19 protein-coding genes are annotated in these 15,827 nt (G+C 61.1%); 9 read left to right on the top strand and 10 right to left on the bottom strand.

What is annotated here, in order from left to right; translation table 11 throughout:
* Positions 1–56: 56 nt before the first annotated feature.
* A complete protein-coding gene (locus AB4Z52_RS29250) occupies positions 57–2,906 on the top strand; it encodes an EAL domain-containing protein (RefSeq protein WP_442221443.1) in 2,850 nt (949 codons plus the stop codon).
* Between the two features lie 376 nt (positions 2,907–3,282).
* Here AB4Z52_RS29250 and AB4Z52_RS29245 read toward each other — a convergent pair whose 3' ends face one another.
* The 3 genes from AB4Z52_RS29245 to AB4Z52_RS29235 form a co-directional block, all read right to left on the bottom strand.
* On the bottom strand, positions 3,283–4,368 hold the full coding sequence (locus AB4Z52_RS29245) for a zinc-binding metallopeptidase family protein (protein ID WP_442221386.1): 1,086 nt from the start codon (positions 4,366–4,368) through the stop codon (positions 3,283–3,285).
* A gap of 89 nt (positions 4,369–4,457) precedes the next feature.
* Positions 4,458–4,649 carry a CsbD family protein gene (locus AB4Z52_RS29240; RefSeq protein ID WP_442221385.1) on the bottom strand — a complete coding sequence of 64 codons (192 nt, stop codon included), beginning with the start codon at positions 4,647–4,649 and terminating at the stop codon, positions 4,458–4,460.
* A gap of 109 nt (positions 4,650–4,758) precedes the next feature.
* Complete coding sequence (locus AB4Z52_RS29235; protein ID WP_442221384.1) at positions 4,759–5,364, bottom strand: YqgE/AlgH family protein; 606 nt, start codon at positions 5,362–5,364, stop codon at positions 4,759–4,761.
* A 142-nt stretch (positions 5,365–5,506) separates the two neighbouring features.
* On the opposite strand from AB4Z52_RS29235, the gene AB4Z52_RS29230 reads away from it, so the two are divergent.
* The 7 genes from AB4Z52_RS29230 to AB4Z52_RS29200 all read left to right on the top strand — a co-directional run bounded on the left by AB4Z52_RS29230 (position 5,507) and on the right by AB4Z52_RS29200 (position 10,219).
* Positions 5,507–6,346, top strand: a complete 840-nt coding sequence (locus AB4Z52_RS29230) for a protein-disulfide reductase DsbD domain-containing protein (RefSeq protein ID WP_442221383.1) — start codon at positions 5,507–5,509, stop codon at positions 6,344–6,346.
* A 69-nt stretch (positions 6,347–6,415) separates the two neighbouring features.
* Positions 6,416–6,901 carry a peroxiredoxin gene (locus AB4Z52_RS29225; protein WP_442221382.1) on the top strand — a complete coding sequence of 162 codons (486 nt, stop codon included), beginning with the start codon at positions 6,416–6,418 and terminating at the stop codon, positions 6,899–6,901.
* Between the two features lie 146 nt (positions 6,902–7,047).
* The gene (locus AB4Z52_RS29220; protein ID WP_442221381.1) at positions 7,048–7,443 is read left to right on the top strand and encodes a DUF1801 domain-containing protein; all 396 of its coding nucleotides are present in this window, start codon (positions 7,048–7,050) and stop codon (positions 7,441–7,443) included.
* A gap of 76 nt (positions 7,444–7,519) precedes the next feature.
* Complete coding sequence (locus AB4Z52_RS29215) at positions 7,520–7,648, top strand: hypothetical protein (RefSeq protein ID WP_442221380.1); 129 nt, start codon at positions 7,520–7,522, stop codon at positions 7,646–7,648.
* Entirely contained in the window at positions 7,645–8,415 is a 771-nt protein-coding gene (locus tag AB4Z52_RS29210; RefSeq protein WP_442221379.1) for a metal ABC transporter ATP-binding protein, read from the top strand. The genes AB4Z52_RS29215 and AB4Z52_RS29210 overlap by 4 nt, the downstream gene beginning before the upstream one ends.
* Positions 8,412–9,284: a metal ABC transporter permease gene (locus AB4Z52_RS29205; RefSeq protein ID WP_442221378.1), complete on the top strand. Its 873-nt coding sequence runs from the start codon at positions 8,412–8,414 to the stop codon at positions 9,282–9,284. The genes AB4Z52_RS29210 and AB4Z52_RS29205 overlap by 4 nt, the downstream gene beginning before the upstream one ends.
* Before the next feature lie 32 nt (positions 9,285–9,316).
* Positions 9,317–10,219: a metal ABC transporter solute-binding protein, Zn/Mn family gene (locus AB4Z52_RS29200; protein ID WP_442221377.1), complete on the top strand. Its 903-nt coding sequence runs from the start codon at positions 9,317–9,319 to the stop codon at positions 10,217–10,219.
* A gap of 59 nt (positions 10,220–10,278) precedes the next feature.
* Here AB4Z52_RS29200 and AB4Z52_RS29195 read toward each other — a convergent pair whose 3' ends face one another.
* From AB4Z52_RS29195 to ispH, 4 genes are all read right to left on the bottom strand, one after another.
* Entirely contained in the window at positions 10,279–10,587 is a 309-nt protein-coding gene (locus AB4Z52_RS29195; RefSeq protein WP_442221376.1) for a Dabb family protein, read from the bottom strand.
* 198 nt (positions 10,588–10,785) lie between these two features.
* Entirely contained in the window at positions 10,786–11,226 is a 441-nt protein-coding gene (gene rnhA / locus AB4Z52_RS29190) for a ribonuclease HI (protein ID WP_442221375.1), read from the bottom strand.
* Entirely contained in the window at positions 11,223–12,191 is a 969-nt protein-coding gene (locus AB4Z52_RS29185) for a homoserine kinase (protein ID WP_442221374.1), read from the bottom strand. The genes rnhA and AB4Z52_RS29185 overlap by 4 nt, the downstream gene beginning before the upstream one ends.
* Positions 12,192–12,273: 82 nt before the next feature.
* Positions 12,274–13,281, bottom strand: coding sequence for a 4-hydroxy-3-methylbut-2-enyl diphosphate reductase (gene ispH / locus AB4Z52_RS29180; protein ID WP_442221442.1), 1,008 nt, complete (start codon positions 13,279–13,281; stop codon positions 12,274–12,276).
* A gap of 242 nt (positions 13,282–13,523) precedes the next feature.
* On the opposite strand from ispH, the gene AB4Z52_RS29175 reads away from it, so the two are divergent.
* Entirely contained in the window at positions 13,524–13,817 is a 294-nt protein-coding gene (locus tag AB4Z52_RS29175) for a DUF2934 domain-containing protein (protein WP_442221373.1), read from the top strand.
* A gap of 6 nt (positions 13,818–13,823) precedes the next feature.
* Here AB4Z52_RS29175 and AB4Z52_RS29170 read toward each other — a convergent pair whose 3' ends face one another.
* From AB4Z52_RS29170 to AB4Z52_RS29160, 3 genes are all read right to left on the bottom strand, one after another.
* Positions 13,824–14,588: an SURF1 family protein gene (locus tag AB4Z52_RS29170; RefSeq protein WP_442221372.1), complete on the bottom strand. Its 765-nt coding sequence runs from the start codon at positions 14,586–14,588 to the stop codon at positions 13,824–13,826.
* Positions 14,581–14,964: a DUF983 domain-containing protein gene (locus AB4Z52_RS29165; protein ID WP_442221371.1), complete on the bottom strand. Its 384-nt coding sequence runs from the start codon at positions 14,962–14,964 to the stop codon at positions 14,581–14,583. Before AB4Z52_RS29165 ends, AB4Z52_RS29170 begins: the two co-directional genes overlap by 8 nt.
* Before the next feature lie 209 nt (positions 14,965–15,173).
* On the bottom strand, positions 15,174–15,827 hold a 654-nt coding region (locus AB4Z52_RS29160), incomplete at its 5' end, for a group II intron maturase-specific domain-containing protein (protein WP_442221370.1).

Genomic DNA, 15,827 nt, shown 5'->3' with positions numbered 1-15,827 from the left:
ACCGCCTATCGACAATGCTGCCGTCTGGACGGATCGTTCTTTCGATCCTTGTTGCCATGATGGCAATGATTGGTCTTGCCTGCACCGGCGCTGCCCGCGCCGCAGAGCCTGTGAAGATTTCCCGCGACGATACCGCGCTCGACCTGACGGCAACGACCGAGATCTACGCCAACCAGGGGCAGGCCTTTCAGGTCTCTACCGCTGCCGGCGCCGACGGCATCCGCCGGCGGATCGAGGTGCGCTCGAGTTCGCCGGGCCACCAGGGCGACTGGGCGGTCTTTGCGCTTGCCAACGTCTCGGAAGAACAGCTGGAGCGCGTCATCGTCGCACCGCATTTTCGCCTGGTGAATTCGAAGCTGTTCTGGCCGGACCTCGGCTCGCAGCGCATCATCGCCATCACTCCGAGCGAGGGCTTCGCGCTTGACCGGCAGCCGAGCGACGAGGCCGATGTCTTCCGCATCACCCTCAATCCGGGCTCGGTCATCACCTTCGTCGCCGAACTCTCCTCACCCAACCTGCCGCAGATCTATCTGTGGGAACCGAACGCCTACAAGGATACGGTCAACGCCTTCACGCTCTATCGCGGCATCGTGCTCGGTATTGCCGGCCTGCTTGCGGTGTTCCTGACCATCCTTTTCGTCGTCAAGGGCACCTCCATGCTGCCGGCGACGGCAGCGCTTGCCTGGGCGGTGCTCGGGTATATCTGCGTCGACTTCGGCTTTCTCGGCAAGCTCATCAGCATCACGTCGGGAGATCAGCGAATATGGCGGGCCTGCGCGGAGGTGGCGCTTGCCTCCAGCCTCGTCATCTTCCTGTTCACCTATCTCAACCTCAACCGATGGCATGCGCATCTGGGCTACGTGACGCTTGCCTGGGTGCTTGGCCTCGCGCTGCTTTTCGGCGTGGCGATCTACGATCCGTCGATCGCCGCTGGCATCGCGCGCGTATCGCTGGCGCTGACGGCAACATCCGGCATCCTGCTCATCGTCTATCTCGGATTCAACCGCTACGACCGCGCCATTCTGCTGGTGCCCGCCTGGGTGCTGATCATGGTCTGGCTGTTCGGGGCGTGGATGACGATCACCGGCAAGCTCGACAACGACATCATCCAGCCGGCGCTCGGCGGCGGCCTCGTCCTGATCGTGCTGCTGATCGGCTTTACCGTTATGCAGCATGCCTTTGCCGGCGGCGCATTCCAGCAGGGCCTGTTCTCCGATCTCGAACGGCAGTCGCTGGCGCTGACCGGGTCCGGCGATACCGTCTGGGACTGGGATGTGGCGCGAGACCGCGTCGTCACCATTCCCGACATTTCCTACAAGCTCGGCCTTTCGCCCGGAAGTATGCATGGGCCGGCGCGAAACTGGCTGCCGCGGCTGCACCCCGACGATCGCGACCGCTTTCGCGCGACACTCGACGTTCTGCTCGAACATCGCCGCGGGCGGTTGAACCACGAATTCCGCATCCGCGCCGAGGACGGTCATTTTCACTGGCTGGCAATCCGTGCGCGTCCGGTGCTCGGGTCCAATGGCGAGATCATCCGCTGCGTCGGCACGGTCGTCGATGTGACCGAGCAGAAGAACTCGATCGAACGGCTGCTGCACGAGGCGCTGCACGACAATCTGACCGGGCTTCCAAACCGGCAGATCTTTATCGACCGCCTGCAGGCGGTACTGACGCTTGCGCCCAGCGGCGACCTGGTCCGCCCGACCGTCATGGTCATCGATATCGACCGCTATAAGCTCGTCAACGACGCACTCGGCTTCGCTGCAGGCGACAATATCCTGATTGCGCTGACGCGGCGGCTGCGCCGGCTGCTCAAGCCGCAGGACACGCTGGCGCGTCTTTCCGGTGACCAGTTCGGCCTGATCCTTGTTTCGGAGCGCGACCCGGCCAAGGTCGCTGATTTCGCCGATGCCGTGAGCAAGGCGATCATGGTGCCGCTCAATTTCGCCAACCGCGAGATCATTCTGACGGCCTCGATCGGGCTGACATCCTGGGTCGACCAGCAGGAGAACGCAACCGGCCTCTTGAGCGACGCCGAACTTGCCATGTACCGCGCCAAGCGCGCCGGCGGCAATCGCGTCGAGCCGTTCCGGCCGGCCTTCCGCAGCTTCGGCACCGACCGCCTGCAGCTCGAAACGGACTTGCGCCGGGCCATCGAGCGCAAGGAGCTTTCCATGGTCTACCAGCCGATCGTTCGGCTGGAGGATGCTGAAGTCGCAGGCTTCGAGGCGTTGATGCGCTGGGAGCATCCGAAGCGCGGCAGCATACCGCCATCGGAATTCATCCCGATCGCCGAGGCCTCCGATATCATCGTGCCGCTTGGCATGTTCGCGATGGAGCAGGCGACAAACGACCTGATGGCGTGGCGGCGGCAGACCGGCGACCTGCCGATGTTCGTGTCGATCAATCTTTCGAGCGCGCAGCTCCTCAACAAGGAGCTTTACGACGACGTCCGCGCGCTTCTGGCCAAGACTCATTGCGACCCAAGCCGCATAAAGTTGGAACTGACGGAATCCATGGTGATGGAGAACCCGGAACAGGCGCGCCTCGTGCTCGACAAGCTCAAGGAAGCGGGCCTCGGCCTGTCGCTCGACGACTTCGGCACCGGCTATTCCTCGCTCTCCTATCTGACACGGTTCCCCTTCGACACTGTCAAACTCGACAAGAGCATGGTGCGCGACGAGAGCGACAAGAAGGCCGTCCTGCTGCGCTCGGTGATCTCGATGGCGCGCGAACTCGGCATGCAGGTTGTGGCCGAAGGCATCGAGTCCGAAGACGACGCACTTGAGCTTGCAAAGATGGGCTGCACCTACGGCCAAAGCTTCATCTTCGGCCCACCGATGGGCTCGGATTCGGTGTTGAGACTGCTGAAAGAGCGGTTTCCGCTGACGAAGCGGGCTTAAAGTTACCCTTCACCTCCCGCTTGGCGGTCGCGCCGAACACACGGGTGGGGGGAACCATTGGATGTCGCAAGAGATCACACCCACCCCGGCACTTCGTGCCGACCCTTGCCACCAAGAGGAGGGTGGTCCCATATAAAGAGCGACCGGAACCGGGGCCGGGGCTTTGAGCCCTCATCCTGAGGTAAAATTCGAAGAATTACCTCGAAGGGCGAGGGCGCCGATGTGCGCGGTTTTGTGCACGCAAGCGGCCGCGGGGCAACCCCTTGTGGTTCGAGAAAGCCGTTCGGGCTTCCTCACCATGAGGGCTGTAGCAAGCAGCCGCTAATCCGCTCCCATATCCAATTGCCTGCTCCCAAGAGGGAGGGTTGAAGTGCCCTCAAGCCGCCCTCGCCTCGCTCTCGCGTCCCGCCGCCTGGATCAATCGGTGAAGGTATTCCAGCTTTTCGACCACCGGCGGAGACAAGACGAATGGATAGAAATCCGGCTGGCCCATGCTTCGCTGAATGCTGTTGACAGCGACGCTCAGGGGGACCCAGGCACTGACGAGCTGCTCGGCGTTGTTTGCCCGGTAGGGATCGAAATCGACCTCGCTTGCCATTTCCTCATGGCCGCGCGGGTCGACAGCGAGGCCGAAGGAGCGTGCCGTCTCCAGCGTGTCGACGATGTGGAGGTAATGCGCGAAGCACTCTGCAAAGTCCTCCCAGGGATGCGAACTTGCATAGGCGCTGATGAAGCTTGTCTGCCAATTTTGCCTAGGACCGCTTTCGTAGTGCCGCTGGAGGGCCGTGTCATAGTCTTCGCGCTCGTCGCCGAAGATGGCACGAAAGCCATCGAAATCGTCGCGGTTTCTCACGAGCTTGTTCCAGACGAAATGCCCGGTTTCATGGCGGAAATGCCCGAGCAGCGTGCGGTAGGGCTCGTGCATCGACATGCGCGCCATCTCTCGGGTCACGTCGTCGGCCTCCGCCGCGCGGATGGCGATCAGGCCCTCCTCGTGGCCTGTCATTGCCGGCTCGACCATGCCCATGCTGTTGACCTTGTCCTCGAGGAAATCGAAGACGAGGCCGCCCACGGGATCTTGCTTGCGGTCCGGATGCGGCAACCGCAGCCTCAGCAGCGAGTAGAACAGATGGCGTTGCGCCTGGTCGATGCGGCGCCAGCGGTTAACCCCGTCAGGCGTATCGACATTGGGGACCAGCCTGTTATGACGGCAGGCGATGCAGAGCTCTTGGACATCATCGGCGTCGACCATCCAGTTGCAGATGTCGAGCGCGGCGTTGGCGCAAAAGCGAACGGAGCGGGCTGGCTCGACGACGAGGTGCCAGTTCGGCTCCATCGCCGGCTCGAGCGAAAACATAGCCAGCCGGTCCGGGACGAAGCCGAGACGATAGCCACAGCGCACACATTGGCGATTGTCGAAATGCACCGATTGGCCGCAATGGTCGCAGTCGAATAGCCGCATATCTCAGTCCCTTTTCGATTGGCCCATCCCCCAAGAAAAAGCCTGCCGCGGATGGCACGGCAGGCTTTTTCCTTGGAATATCTGGCATATCACGTCCGGTCGACGGCGCCCTTGATCTTTTCCTTCACCTTGCCGGAAGCGACCTGGGCCCTGCCCTTGGCTTCCTGGACCATGCCCTTGGCGCGCATTTCGCCATCGCCGGCGGCCTTGCCGACGGCCTGCTTCGCCTTGCCGGCAACTTCGTTCGCCTTACCGGAAATCTTATCACTGGTGCTGCCCATAATCGGTCATCTCCTTGTTCAGCGACGAACGCCGTGTCCGCCGTTGTGAGAAGGGAACGTGGTTCAAACAATTTCGTTCCGACCGATTTGACCGCCACAATGGCGCGCTTCAGGCGTGGCCGGCTTCGCTGGAGAGCATCGCCGGGGTGACGCCGAGCAGGGCAAGCGCGCGTTCATACTTGTCGTCGAGGCTGCGATCGAAGATCAATTCCTCGTTCGGCGCACAATTGAGCCAGCCATTGTTGCCGATTTCCGCCTCGAGCTGGCCTGCACCCCAACCGGCATAACCGAGCAGCATCGTCGCCCGCTTGGGACCGCCGCCCTTGGATATGGCGCGGACGATATCGAGCGTCGCCGTCATGCTGATGTCGTCGCTGACCGGGATGCTGCTGTCGCTCAGATAATCGTCCGAATGCAGGACGAAGCCGCGGCCGCTTTCGACAGGGCCGCCAGTCTGGATCGGAAATTCGCGCGCTGCGCGCGGCAGCATGATTGCGTCATCGCTCTTGATCATCTCGAGATGCAGGAGCACATCGGTAAAGGTCAGGGTCTGCGGCCGATTGATGACGAAGCCCATGGCGCCGGCGTCCGAATGGGCGCAGATGTAGATGACCGTGCGCGCAAAATTGGTATCGGCCATCCCGGGCATAGCGATCAGGAACTGGCCATCGAGGAAACCGCGCTCGCGCCTATTTTTCAGAGTCGATAAGGACATGATTCCTCCTGACTTCAGCGTGCAACCGCGCCTCGACATCAAGAAAGATGGGCCAATGTCATAAATCAATCAACTGAAAATGATCGATTTATTTGATGGCCGTTCTGGTACAGTTGGCCACCATCCGGTAAACCATTGATCCATGTTGATAAATTCCAAGAGAATTCAAATAGCGCTGAAACTGATCGCCATGCTTGCAGCGGTCGGATTTGCGTCATTTCCGGCTTTTGCCGCAACCAGCGATTGGGCGTCAAGCGAAGGCGGCAGGATGCGTGTCGTGGCACTTTCCCCGGACGCGGACGGCACCGTTCGGGCAGGGCTGCAGATCGAGCCCAAACCCGGCTGGATAACCTACTGGCGCGAACCGGGAGAGAGCGGTATCCCGCCGCAACTGACGGTCACCGGCGACGACGTGACGCTGAAGGCGATCGCCTATCCGGTACCGAAACCGCTGATGATCGGCTCGATCGAGGAGATCGGCTATGACGGCCCGGTGACCCTGCCACTTGATCTCAAGGTCACCGGCCCGGCCAAATCCGCCAAGCTCGACCTGACCGCCTTTATCGGCATATGCCGGGATATCTGCATCCCCTTCCAGGCCAGTTTCTCGCTGCCTTTGCCGGGAGCAGGCAAGGCGAGCGCCGAAGAATTTTCCGTCCTCAATGCCGCAACAGCATCGCTTCCGGAGGCCCCCTCGCCCGATTTCTCCGTCCTCGGCCACACGCTTTCGACTGATGGCAAAACGCTGGCGTTGAAGCTGGCGCTGCCGGACACCGATGGCCCTGCCCCACGAATCTATGTCACCGGGCCGAGCGGATATGCCTTCTTCAGACAAGCGAACGGCGAGCGCAAAGGCACAAATTTTGATGTCGACATAGCCCTCAGCAAGCTGCCAAATAGCTACGATATCCATGGCAAGAGCTGGGGCATTCTGGTCGTTTCGGGCAACCGCGCCATGGAGACCACGCTTGCTTTCGACTGATCCGCTTTTATATTCCGATCCAACCGGCAAGGAGCTTGCCGCATCCTGTCAATCCACGAGGAGACGCCTATGACCATCGCTATCGGCGACGCATTGCCTGCTGCCACATTCAAGGAAAAGACCTCTGACGGTCCGGTGGAGATCACGACGGAACAGCTCTTCAAGGGCAAGCGCGTCGTGTTCTTTGCCGTTCCCGGCGCCTTCACGCCGACCTGCTCGCTGAACCACCTGCCGGGCTATCTCGAAAACCGCGATGCGATCCTTGCAAAGGGCGTCGACGACATTGCCGTTATCGCCGTTAATGACTGGCACGTCATGGGCGCCTGGGCGCAATCTGCCGGCGGGCTGGGCAAGATCCATTTTCTCGCCGATTTCGACGGCTCCTTTACCAAGGCGCTGGGCCTTGATATCGACCTTTCCGGCGGCGGTCTCGGCGTTCGTTCCAAGCGCTATTCGATGCTGGTCGAAGACGGCGTCGTCAAATCGCTGAACATCGAGGAAAGCCCCGGCCAGGCGACGGTTTCTGGCGCGGCGGCGATGATCGAGCAGCTTTAGGCCCGATCGACCATGAGGGCGCCCCGTGGGCGCCCTTTTTTTGCTCTATCGTTCAGAGTCGTCGTCGATGTCCGCTGGCTGGCACTTACGATTGCTGATTGGTACCTTGCCAGGACAGAAAATCGGCCAAACGAGGTGCGAACACTATGAAAAAGAGCGCAGCGACCACGGATGAATCCCCTTCTGAATTGATCGACGCGAGGATCAGGGAGCTGGGCGACTGGAGGGGCAAGACGCTCGCCCATGTCCGCGCGCTCATCAAGCAGGCCGAGCCCGATGTGGTCGAGGAGTGGAAATGGCGAGGCGTTCCGGTCTGGTCCGTCGGCGGAATCATCTGCACTGGCGAGACCTACAAGAGCGCCGTGAAGCTGACTTTCGCCAAGGGCGCTTCGCTGGACGACCCTTCTAAACTGTTCAACTCCAGCCTCGAGGGCAACACCAGGCGCGCCATCGATGTACACGAGGGCGAGGAAATTGATGAGGATGCCTTCAAGGCGCTGATCCGCGCCGCCGCAACCCTGAACAGTTCAAAAGCCCGATAGACGGACCTCGCCTCTTTTCCGCCGCAATCATCCCGTTATCAGATGTTATGTTATTACATTAATGATGGGCGGCGGCATGCCATTTCAACGCGATCCCTTATCCTCGTCCCTGATCGGGCGCTCTGCGCTGATGCGGATCGTCTTCGTCGTCCTGGGGATCGCGCTACTATGGCTGGCGATCGGCTGGGCGGTGGTTCTTCCATGAATGCGCCGCTGATCAAACTCGACAATGTCACCATCACCTATGAGCGCCACCCTGCGGTCCATCATCTCTCGGGCGTCTTTGGCGCCGGCAGCCTGACAGCGGTGGCGGGCCCGAACGGGGCAGGAAAGTCGACCCTGCTGAAGGCGATCATCGGCGAACTTAAGACGGCAACCGGCTCGATCGACCGCGGCCCGTACCAGCGGGCGGATTTTGGCTATCTGCCGCAGTCAGCCGAGATCAACCGCCGTTTTCCGATTTCGGTCGCCGACACCGTCATGATGGGAGCCTGGAAGAAATCCGGCGCCTTCGGCGCATTTTCCAGCGATGATATCAGGCAGGCCCGGCAAGCGCTGGCCGCCGTCGGGCTTGCCGGTTTCGAGCGCCGCCATATCGGCTCGTTGTCGGCCGGGCAGTTTCAGCGCGTACTCTTTGCCCGGCTACTGCTACAGGACGCCCGCGTCATTCTGCTCGACGAGCCCTTTACCGCAATCGACCAGCGCACGACCCGCGATCTTCTCGACATTGTCCTCGGCTGGCACCGCGACGGCCGCACCGTCATCGCAGTGCTGCACGATTTCGAGCAGGTTCGCAGCCATTTTCCGCAGACCCTGCTGATCGCGCGCGAGCTCATCGCCTGGGGACCGACAGAGGACGTTATGTCGGGGCAGAACCTCGTTCGCGCAAGGGCGATGGCGGAAAGCTGGGACGAGGAAGCCAATGCCTGCGTTCCCCATACCCATCAAGATAAGTCGGAGGCAGCCGAATGACGGCCTACGACATCCTGCTCGCACCCTTTGCAGACTATGGCTTCATGCGACGGGCACTGATTGCCTGCGTCTGCCTGGGGCTCGGTTCGGGGCCGATCGGCGTATTCCTGATGCTGAGGCGGATGAGTCTTGTCGGCGACGCGATGAGCCATGCGGTGCTTCCCGGCGCTGCTGTGGGTTATCTTATCGCAGGTTCGTTGTCGTTGACCGCGATGGGGCTCGGCGGGCTTGTCGCCGGCCTGTCGGTGGCTTTGCTTTCGGGCTTCGTCAGCCGCGCGACGGTGCTGCAGGAAGATGCGAGCTTTGCGAGCTTCTACCTGACCTCGCTGGCGCTTGGCGTCCTGATCGTGTCGCTGCGCGGATCGAACATCGACCTTCTGCATGTGCTGTTCGGGACGATCCTTGCGATCGATGCCTCGGCGCTATACCTGATAGGCGCGATCACCACGATGACAGTGATCGCCCTGGCGCTGATCTACCGTCCGCTGGTCGCCGAATGCTTCGACCCCGGCTTCTTGAGGGCGATCGGCGGGCGCGGGCCTGTCTACCACTTCGTCTTTCTTCTTCTGGTCGTGCTCAATCTTGTCGCCAGCTTTCAGGCGCTGGGAACACTGATGGCGGTCGGGTTGATGATGTTGCCGGCGGCAATCGCCCAGCTTTGGTCGCGCAGCCTGCCGTCGATGATGGCGATCGCCGCCTTAACCGCGACGGCCTCCGGCTATATCGGCCTTATCGCCTCCTACCATCTCGAGTTTGCCTCCGGCCCGACCATCATCATCACGGCGAGCACAATCTACGTCGTCTCAATCCTCTTCGCACCATCTGGCGTCATCAGGCGGTTCTACCCAAGCCCGCATCTCAAAGGCTAGCTTTCATCAGATTCTTCAAAGGAGATATATCCATGAATTGCCGCAGACTGCATTTCTCCGCCGCACTGCCGACGTTGTTTGCGCTCGGCCTTGCCGCTCCCGCTTCCGCCGAAACGTTGAATGTCGTTGCCTCGTTCACGGTACTTGCGGACGTCGTCGCCCATGTCGGCGGCAACCATGTGAAGGTATCGAACCTTGTGGGGCCGAACGGAGACCCCCATGAGTTCGAGCCCTCGCCGGCTGACGCCATGAAGCTCAACGCAGCGAGGCTTACCTTTGTCAGCGGCGAAGGACTGGAAGGCTGGATGGACCGACTGATCAGCGCGTCAGGCTACAAGGGCACGCCGGTCGTAGCTTCCGAGGGCGTCAATGCCCGCACCATGGTCGACGACGGCAAGACGATCACCGATCCGCATGTCTGGAACAGCCCGGTCAACGTCAAGGTCTGGGTCGCCAACATCGAGAAGGCGCTTTCAGCCGCCGATCCTGCGGACGCTGCCGACTTCAAGGCCAATGCCAAGGCCTACACCAGGACGCTGGCCGACCTCGACGCCTATGCCCATTCGAAATTCGACAAGGTGAGCGGCGATCGCCGCAAGATCCTGACGAGCCACGATGCCTTCGGCTATTTCGGCCGGGAATACAAAGTCAGCTTCCTGTCTCCAACCGGCTTTTCCACCGAAAGCGAGGCATCGGCCGCCACCGTCGCCAAGCTGATCGAGCAGATCAAGACCGAGCATGTGAAGGCATATTTCATTGAGAACTCTAACGATCCGCGCCTCGTCGAGCAGATTGCCAAGGCAACCGGAGCAGTGCCCGGCGGCGAGCTCTATGTCGAGTCGCTGTCGAAGGCCAACGGACCGGCTCCGACCTACGAGAAGATGTTCCGCTACAACGTCGACCAATTGGCCGCGGCGATGGAAAAATCGAGCTGATCAAAAATAAGGGAAGCCGCGGCTCAAACCGCGGCTTCGTTCATTGGGTCGTTCTGCTCTCAGGCATTCAGATCGAACACCAGCAGTCCGGCAAGCCCGCCGTCGGACGAGGAGACTATGCGCTCACCGACCGCCACATGCTGGGGGTGGACCAGATAGCCGTCGCGCGCCTCGAGGCTGTCGAACGTGACGATGAACCCATCGACAAAGCCGCCATGCAGGCCTTCGGGCGAAACGTTGGGGCCGTATTTCACGTCGAGTATCCCTGGAATAACCTGCTTCAGGGCGGCGACGGCTTCAAAAAGCGACTGCTTCTCCGCCGGTGTGACGGCTGCCTTCAGGCGCATGAACACGCAATGCTGTATCATTCGAAACCTCCCTTTGGTCGAGGCGCAGAATAGAGGGAAAGCCGTGACAAGGAAGACCCTTCCGCAAAAAGAAAGACCCTCCCCACAAAGGGGGGGTAAACCTGTGGGCCGCTCCGAGCAGGACAAGCGACTTTGCTAGAACGGCAAGGAGCAGCGTCCTAACCCCCTCCCCCTCCCTTGTGGGAAGGCGTCTTTTTTCTACCGCTTCTTGAACGGCTCCATGCCCTTGCGGGCGAGTTCGTCGGCGCGTTCGTTCTCGATATGGCCGTCATGGCCCTTTACCCAGTGAAGCGTCAGCTTGTGGCGTTGCTGTGCCTCGTCGAGCGCTTGCCAAAGTTCGGCGTTCTTCACCGGCTTCTTGTCGGCGGTCTTCCAGCCGTTTTTCTTCCAGCCATGGATCCACTTCGAAATGCCGTCCATGACATATTTGGAATCGGTATAGAGATCGACCTCGCAGGGCGTCTTCAATGCCGAAAGTGCCGAGATTGCCGCCATCAATTCCATGCGGTTGTTGGTCGTCTCAGCCTCGCCGCCGCTCAGGTCCTTTTCGATATCACCATAGCGAAGGACCGCGCCCCAGCCGCCGGGACCCGGGTTGCCCGAGCAGGCGCCGTCCGTGAAGACATCGACATGTTTCATCGTGGAGTTAGTCCATATTCGGCCGATGTCGCGATCTGGCGGTGGAAGCGCAGCTTGCGCAGATATTCGAGCGGGTCCTTCTTCGTCACCATCGCGCCCGCCGGCGTCGTCAACCAGTCGTAGAGCCGTGTCAGGAAGAAGCGCAGCGCCGACCCGCGCGACAGGATCGGCAATGCCGCAAGCTCTGCGTCGCTCAGCGGCCGCACGCTCTGGTAGCCGTCCAGCATCGCGGTGCCCTTGGTGATGTTGTAGGCGCCGTCCTTTTCGAAGCACCAGGCATTGAGGCAGATCGAGACGTCATAGGCGAGCTGATCGTTGCAGGCGAAATAGAAGTCGATCAAACCCGATAGCTGGTCGCCAAGGAAAAACACATTGTCGGGAAAGAGATCAGCATGGATGACGCCGGCAGGCAGATCCCGCGGCCAATGCTCGGCCAGGTATTCGAGCTCGCCGCGGATCTCGTCCTGCAGGCCATGTTCGACCTCGTCGGCGCGGGCCTGCGACCTGTCCCAGAGCACCTGCCAGCCTTCAAGCGACAGGGCGTTCGGCCGGGCGATCGAGAACCCCTCGCCCGCCACGTGCATCTGCGCCAGCGCCTTGCCGACCTCGCGGCAGTGCCGGGCCTCGGGCTTTCGGAGCCACATGCCTTCGAGGAAGGAAATGACAGCGGCCGGGCGGCCGGAGAGCTCGCCGAGCAGCGCGCCATCGCGACGGGGCAGCGGCAGCGGACATGACAGCCCACGGCTTGCCAGATGTTGCATCAGGCCGAGGAAGAAAGGCAGGTCGTTCTTTTCGACACGCTTTTCATAGAGGGTCAGGATCAGCGGCTCGCGCGTGGTGTGCAGCAGGAAATTGGAGTTCTCCACGCCCTCGGCAATGCCCTTGTAAGAGGTGAGTTCGCCGGCATCATATTCGGCCAGGAAACGCTTGAGATCGTCTTCGGTAATATCGGTATAAACTGCCACGAGCTGTTCCTGCGTTGGCGTAAATCTGGGATGTCACAAATCTGGAATGACCCGCATCGGGGAACGCAAATCTGGATATGTTTTATTCGCCGTTGACGAAGGCCATGTCGGCCGCCGTCAGTTCGATCGCGCGCAGCTCGCGATTGACAAGGAAATTCTCGGTTTCCTTGACAGTCTCGGCAAGCTCCACCTCGGCATCGTAACGGGCGCGGAACGCCTCGATGATCTCGTTGACGATTACCTCCGGCGCCGACGCCCCTGCCGACAGGCCGACCGTAGCGATATCGCCGATGCCAACCCAGTCGATTTCCGACGCGCGCTGGACGAGAATAGATTTTTTTGCACCGGCCCGGAGCGCCACTTCGACGAGGCGCTTCGAATTTGACGAATTCGGCGCGCCGACGACGATGAAAAGATCGCAGCCGGGAGCCGCTTCCTTCACCACTTCCTGGCGGTTGGTCGTCGCGTAACAGATCGAATCGGCAGATGGCGCCGTCAGATTGGGGAAGCGCTGCTGCAGCCGCTCGATGACGCCAGCCGTGTCGTCGACCGACAGCGTCGTCTGCGTAACATAGCCGAGATTATCGGGGTCGGCCGGCTCATAGGCATCGACGTCCTCGATGGTCTCGACCAGCGATACCGAGCCTTCCGGCAGTTGGCCCATCGTGCCGATCACTTCCGGATGTCCGGCATGGCCGATGAGGACGACATGGCGGCCGAGGCGATTGTGGCGCATCGCCTGCTTGTGGACCTTTGAGACCAGAGGGCAGGTCGCGTCGAGATAGAACAGATTGCGGCTGTCGGCATCCTCGGGCACCGATTTCGGCACGCCATGGGCCGAGAACACGACGGGCTGCTTGCGGTGTTCTGGCGGGATCTCGCCGAGCTCCTCGACAAAGATCGCGCCCTTGGCCTCGAGGCCTTCGACCACGTAGCGATTGTGGACGATCTCGTGGCGGACATAGACCGGGGCGCCATAGGCTTTCAGCGCCAGAACGACGATCTGGATCGCCCGGTCGACGCCGGCGCAAAAGCCGCGCGGACCGCAGAGCCGGATGGTCAAGGGAGGCTTGGAAACCGCAATGTTCATCGTCATCCTGCACGTCGAGCCGAAGGGCGGTGGTTCAAGAGCCATATAGGATGTCGGGTGCGGCAAAGCCAGCAAAATTCAAGGCGACGGTCGGGTCCGCAATACCATTGTCATCCCTCCGACAGCTCTCCTGCATAGAATGATCAAAAGCAGGCGATCACATTTGCGTAACGGCAGCCAAATCTGGAACACCGAGGCGTCCTGTCGGTTCATGTGCACCTGACATCAAGGAGGAGAACATCATGCATACCGACAGAGAAGAACAACTGAAGCGCGTCGCCCACGCTATATGGGAGCGCGAAGGACGTCCTGAAGGTGCCGATCTCGATCATTGGCGCCAGGCAGAAGAGGAATTGGGGCCAAAGGATGAGAACGCCGCCGGGACCGATAGCGACACGTTCGAAGGTGACGATCTGGCCAATCCGCGGGCGATGCGGGAGGCCGCCCGGCAACACAGCGATACTTACCTCGTCGCAACGGACCTCGACGACGACGACCAGCGGACATCCTCGGCTGGCACGCGGGAACAGCCGTGAAACCTGTCACTGAGGCGTCGCGTCCGGAAGACGCTTGCGGAACCAGGAAATCGCGACGATCGCCACCAGCGTCGCGGCAAGGCCGTACCAGGTGAAGGCATATTGCAGGTGATCGTTCGGCAGGTCGATGATGGTGACAGCACCGATCGGCAGGCCCTTCGGGTTTGGCGTCGCGTCGGCGTCGACGAAGAAGGGCAGTACCTTGTCTTTCATAAGGCCGTCGCTCGACGCCATGACGTCGAGGTCCTTCCAATAGAAGATGTTCTTGGCAAGGTCGTTGTCGGGAACGAGAGACGATGGCTTGCCGGCGAGCTTGGCGCGCGCAAGGCCGGTCACAGTCTGCTGGCCGGTCAACTGGCCCTGCATCCGCATTTCCGGTTCCTTGACCTCATAGGGCGTGAAACCGCGATTGACGAAGAGATAGCGCCCATCGGACAGCTGCAGCGGCGTATAGACATAGAAGCCTGGCGCGCCGTCATAGGTCGCGAAGAAATGCCGTTCCTTGTTGTTCAGATACTGGCCCGATGCCGTCACGTTGCGGTATTCGATGTCACCGCCGCTGTTGGCCATCGCCTCTATGTCGACGAGTGGCACGGCGGGAGCCGTGCGGCGCGCGGCGATATCGGCCAGCAGCCCTTCCTTCCAGTGCAACCGCTGGACCTGCCAGGTGCCGAGCGACAGGAGAATGCCGAGCACCGCGAGCAGGAAGACAGCCTTGGCAACCTGCCAGATCGGGCGAGCACGGCGCGTGGGGACGATGGCGTCAGTCATGATTGATCTGCCCCTCGCTCGCATTATGGCGATATTGCATGGCGACGAAGATCCCCTTGCACCATCGCAGCGACAGAAGCGAAAGGATGATGGTCAATGGCCCGAACAGCAGCACATGCACCCAGATCGGCGGGCCGTAATTGACCTGCAGCCAGAGCACAAGGCCGATGATGACGAAACCGACAATGAGAATGACGAAGACCGCCGGGCCGTCACCGGAATCGGCGAAGGCATAATCGAGGCCGCAGGCGGCGCAACGGGGCTTCAGCGCCAACAGGCCCTCGAACAGCTTGCCCTCGCCGCAGCGCGGGCAGCAGCCTTTCAGCCCGACCTTGACCGGATCGACCGGCGGAAATTGCGCGCTGTCCTGGCTCATCTGCTCTCCCGGGTTTCGTCGGCCCTCCATACTGCATCCAGCCGAAGAAGTGAATCCGGCGAGCTGCGAGATATCGCCTCATGCGGTTGGCTTCGTCGGCAATCTTACAGGGCGAGCGCGGAATCGGCATAGGGGGCGACTTTATCAGTCGCACCCCTGCCACACCACCTGGCAAGCGGGTCCGCACCCGGCGGTTCGAGAAGTTGAGGTCATGAGAGCCGGGGTAGGCCCCGCTGGTCGAACCATGACAAGGTCAGCACCGCATTGAGGAGCATGCCGCTATTGCGCCACCAGCGACGGCTGTTGGCCGCCACCTTTCGCGCAATATCGGGCTTTGCGCCCAATGCGTTCAGTTCCCGGTACATGGTTGGCCCGCGCTTCCACTGTTTGAGCTGTATGGCCCGCAACCGATGGCGCAGCCATTCATCCAGCCGCAGCCAGATGCCTGGTGTTTGCGCCAATCGGAAGTAAGCTTTCCATCCCAGAACGTAGGGCCGCAACTGCCCCACCACATCGGCCATGCTGCGCCCGACGTTTCGTCGGGTCATTTGGCGGATGCGAGCCTTGAACGTCGCCAGCGGCTTGTCGGCGACTTTGCGTTTGATCACACCGCCCGGAGCCACCCAAAGTGTGTAGCCCAGGAATTTGCGACCAAAGACGCTGGCGACGGCACTTTTGGTCTCATTGACCGTCAGATGCAATCGGCCATAAAGCCGCCTGAGCAAACGCATCACCCGCTCACCAGCCCGGCGACTGCGAACGTAAACGTTCAGGTCGTCGGCGTAGCGTGCGAAGCAATGCCCGCGGCGTTCAAGTTCCTTGTCCACCTCATCAAGCAGGACATTGGCCAGAAACGGCGACAG

It is taken from the genome of Rhizobium sp. 2YAF20 (genome assembly GCF_052114685.1).
Classification (GTDB): domain Bacteria; phylum Pseudomonadota; class Alphaproteobacteria; order Rhizobiales; family Rhizobiaceae; genus Rhizobium.
Note: the sequence above shows the minus strand (reverse complement) of the source record. Positions and strands in the feature narration are given on the sequence as shown.

Coding starts and splice junctions, on each gene's coding strand:
- AB4Z52_RS29250 (WP_442221443.1), top strand. CDS start 57: ATGATGGCAATGATTGGTCTTGCCTGCACCGGCGCTGCCCGCGCCGCA.
- AB4Z52_RS29245 (WP_442221386.1), bottom strand. CDS start 4,368: ATGCGGCTATTCGACTGCGACCATTGCGGCCAATCGGTGCATTTCGAC.
- AB4Z52_RS29240 (WP_442221385.1), bottom strand. CDS start 4,649: ATGGGCAGCACCAGTGATAAGATTTCCGGTAAGGCGAACGAAGTTGCC.
- AB4Z52_RS29235 (WP_442221384.1), bottom strand. CDS start 5,364: ATGTCCTTATCGACTCTGAAAAATAGGCGCGAGCGCGGTTTCCTCGAT.
- AB4Z52_RS29230 (WP_442221383.1), top strand. CDS start 5,507: ATGTTGATAAATTCCAAGAGAATTCAAATAGCGCTGAAACTGATCGCC.
- AB4Z52_RS29225 (WP_442221382.1), top strand. CDS start 6,416: ATGACCATCGCTATCGGCGACGCATTGCCTGCTGCCACATTCAAGGAA.
- AB4Z52_RS29220 (WP_442221381.1), top strand. CDS start 7,048: ATGAAAAAGAGCGCAGCGACCACGGATGAATCCCCTTCTGAATTGATC.
- AB4Z52_RS29215 (WP_442221380.1), top strand. CDS start 7,520: ATGCCATTTCAACGCGATCCCTTATCCTCGTCCCTGATCGGGCGCTCT.
- AB4Z52_RS29210 (WP_442221379.1), top strand. CDS start 7,645: ATGAATGCGCCGCTGATCAAACTCGACAATGTCACCATCACCTATGAG.
- AB4Z52_RS29205 (WP_442221378.1), top strand. CDS start 8,412: ATGACGGCCTACGACATCCTGCTCGCACCCTTTGCAGACTATGGCTTC.
- AB4Z52_RS29200 (WP_442221377.1), top strand. CDS start 9,317: ATGAATTGCCGCAGACTGCATTTCTCCGCCGCACTGCCGACGTTGTTT.
- AB4Z52_RS29195 (WP_442221376.1), bottom strand. CDS start 10,587: ATGATACAGCATTGCGTGTTCATGCGCCTGAAGGCAGCCGTCACACCG.
- rnhA (WP_442221375.1), bottom strand. CDS start 11,226: ATGAAACATGTCGATGTCTTCACGGACGGCGCCTGCTCGGGCAACCCG.
- ispH (WP_442221442.1), bottom strand. CDS start 13,281: ATGAACATTGCGGTTTCCAAGCCTCCCTTGACCATCCGGCTCTGCGGT.
- AB4Z52_RS29175 (WP_442221373.1), top strand. CDS start 13,524: ATGCATACCGACAGAGAAGAACAACTGAAGCGCGTCGCCCACGCTATA.
- AB4Z52_RS29170 (WP_442221372.1), bottom strand. CDS start 14,588: ATGACTGACGCCATCGTCCCCACGCGCCGTGCTCGCCCGATCTGGCAG.
- AB4Z52_RS29165 (WP_442221371.1), bottom strand. CDS start 14,964: ATGAGCCAGGACAGCGCGCAATTTCCGCCGGTCGATCCGGTCAAGGTC.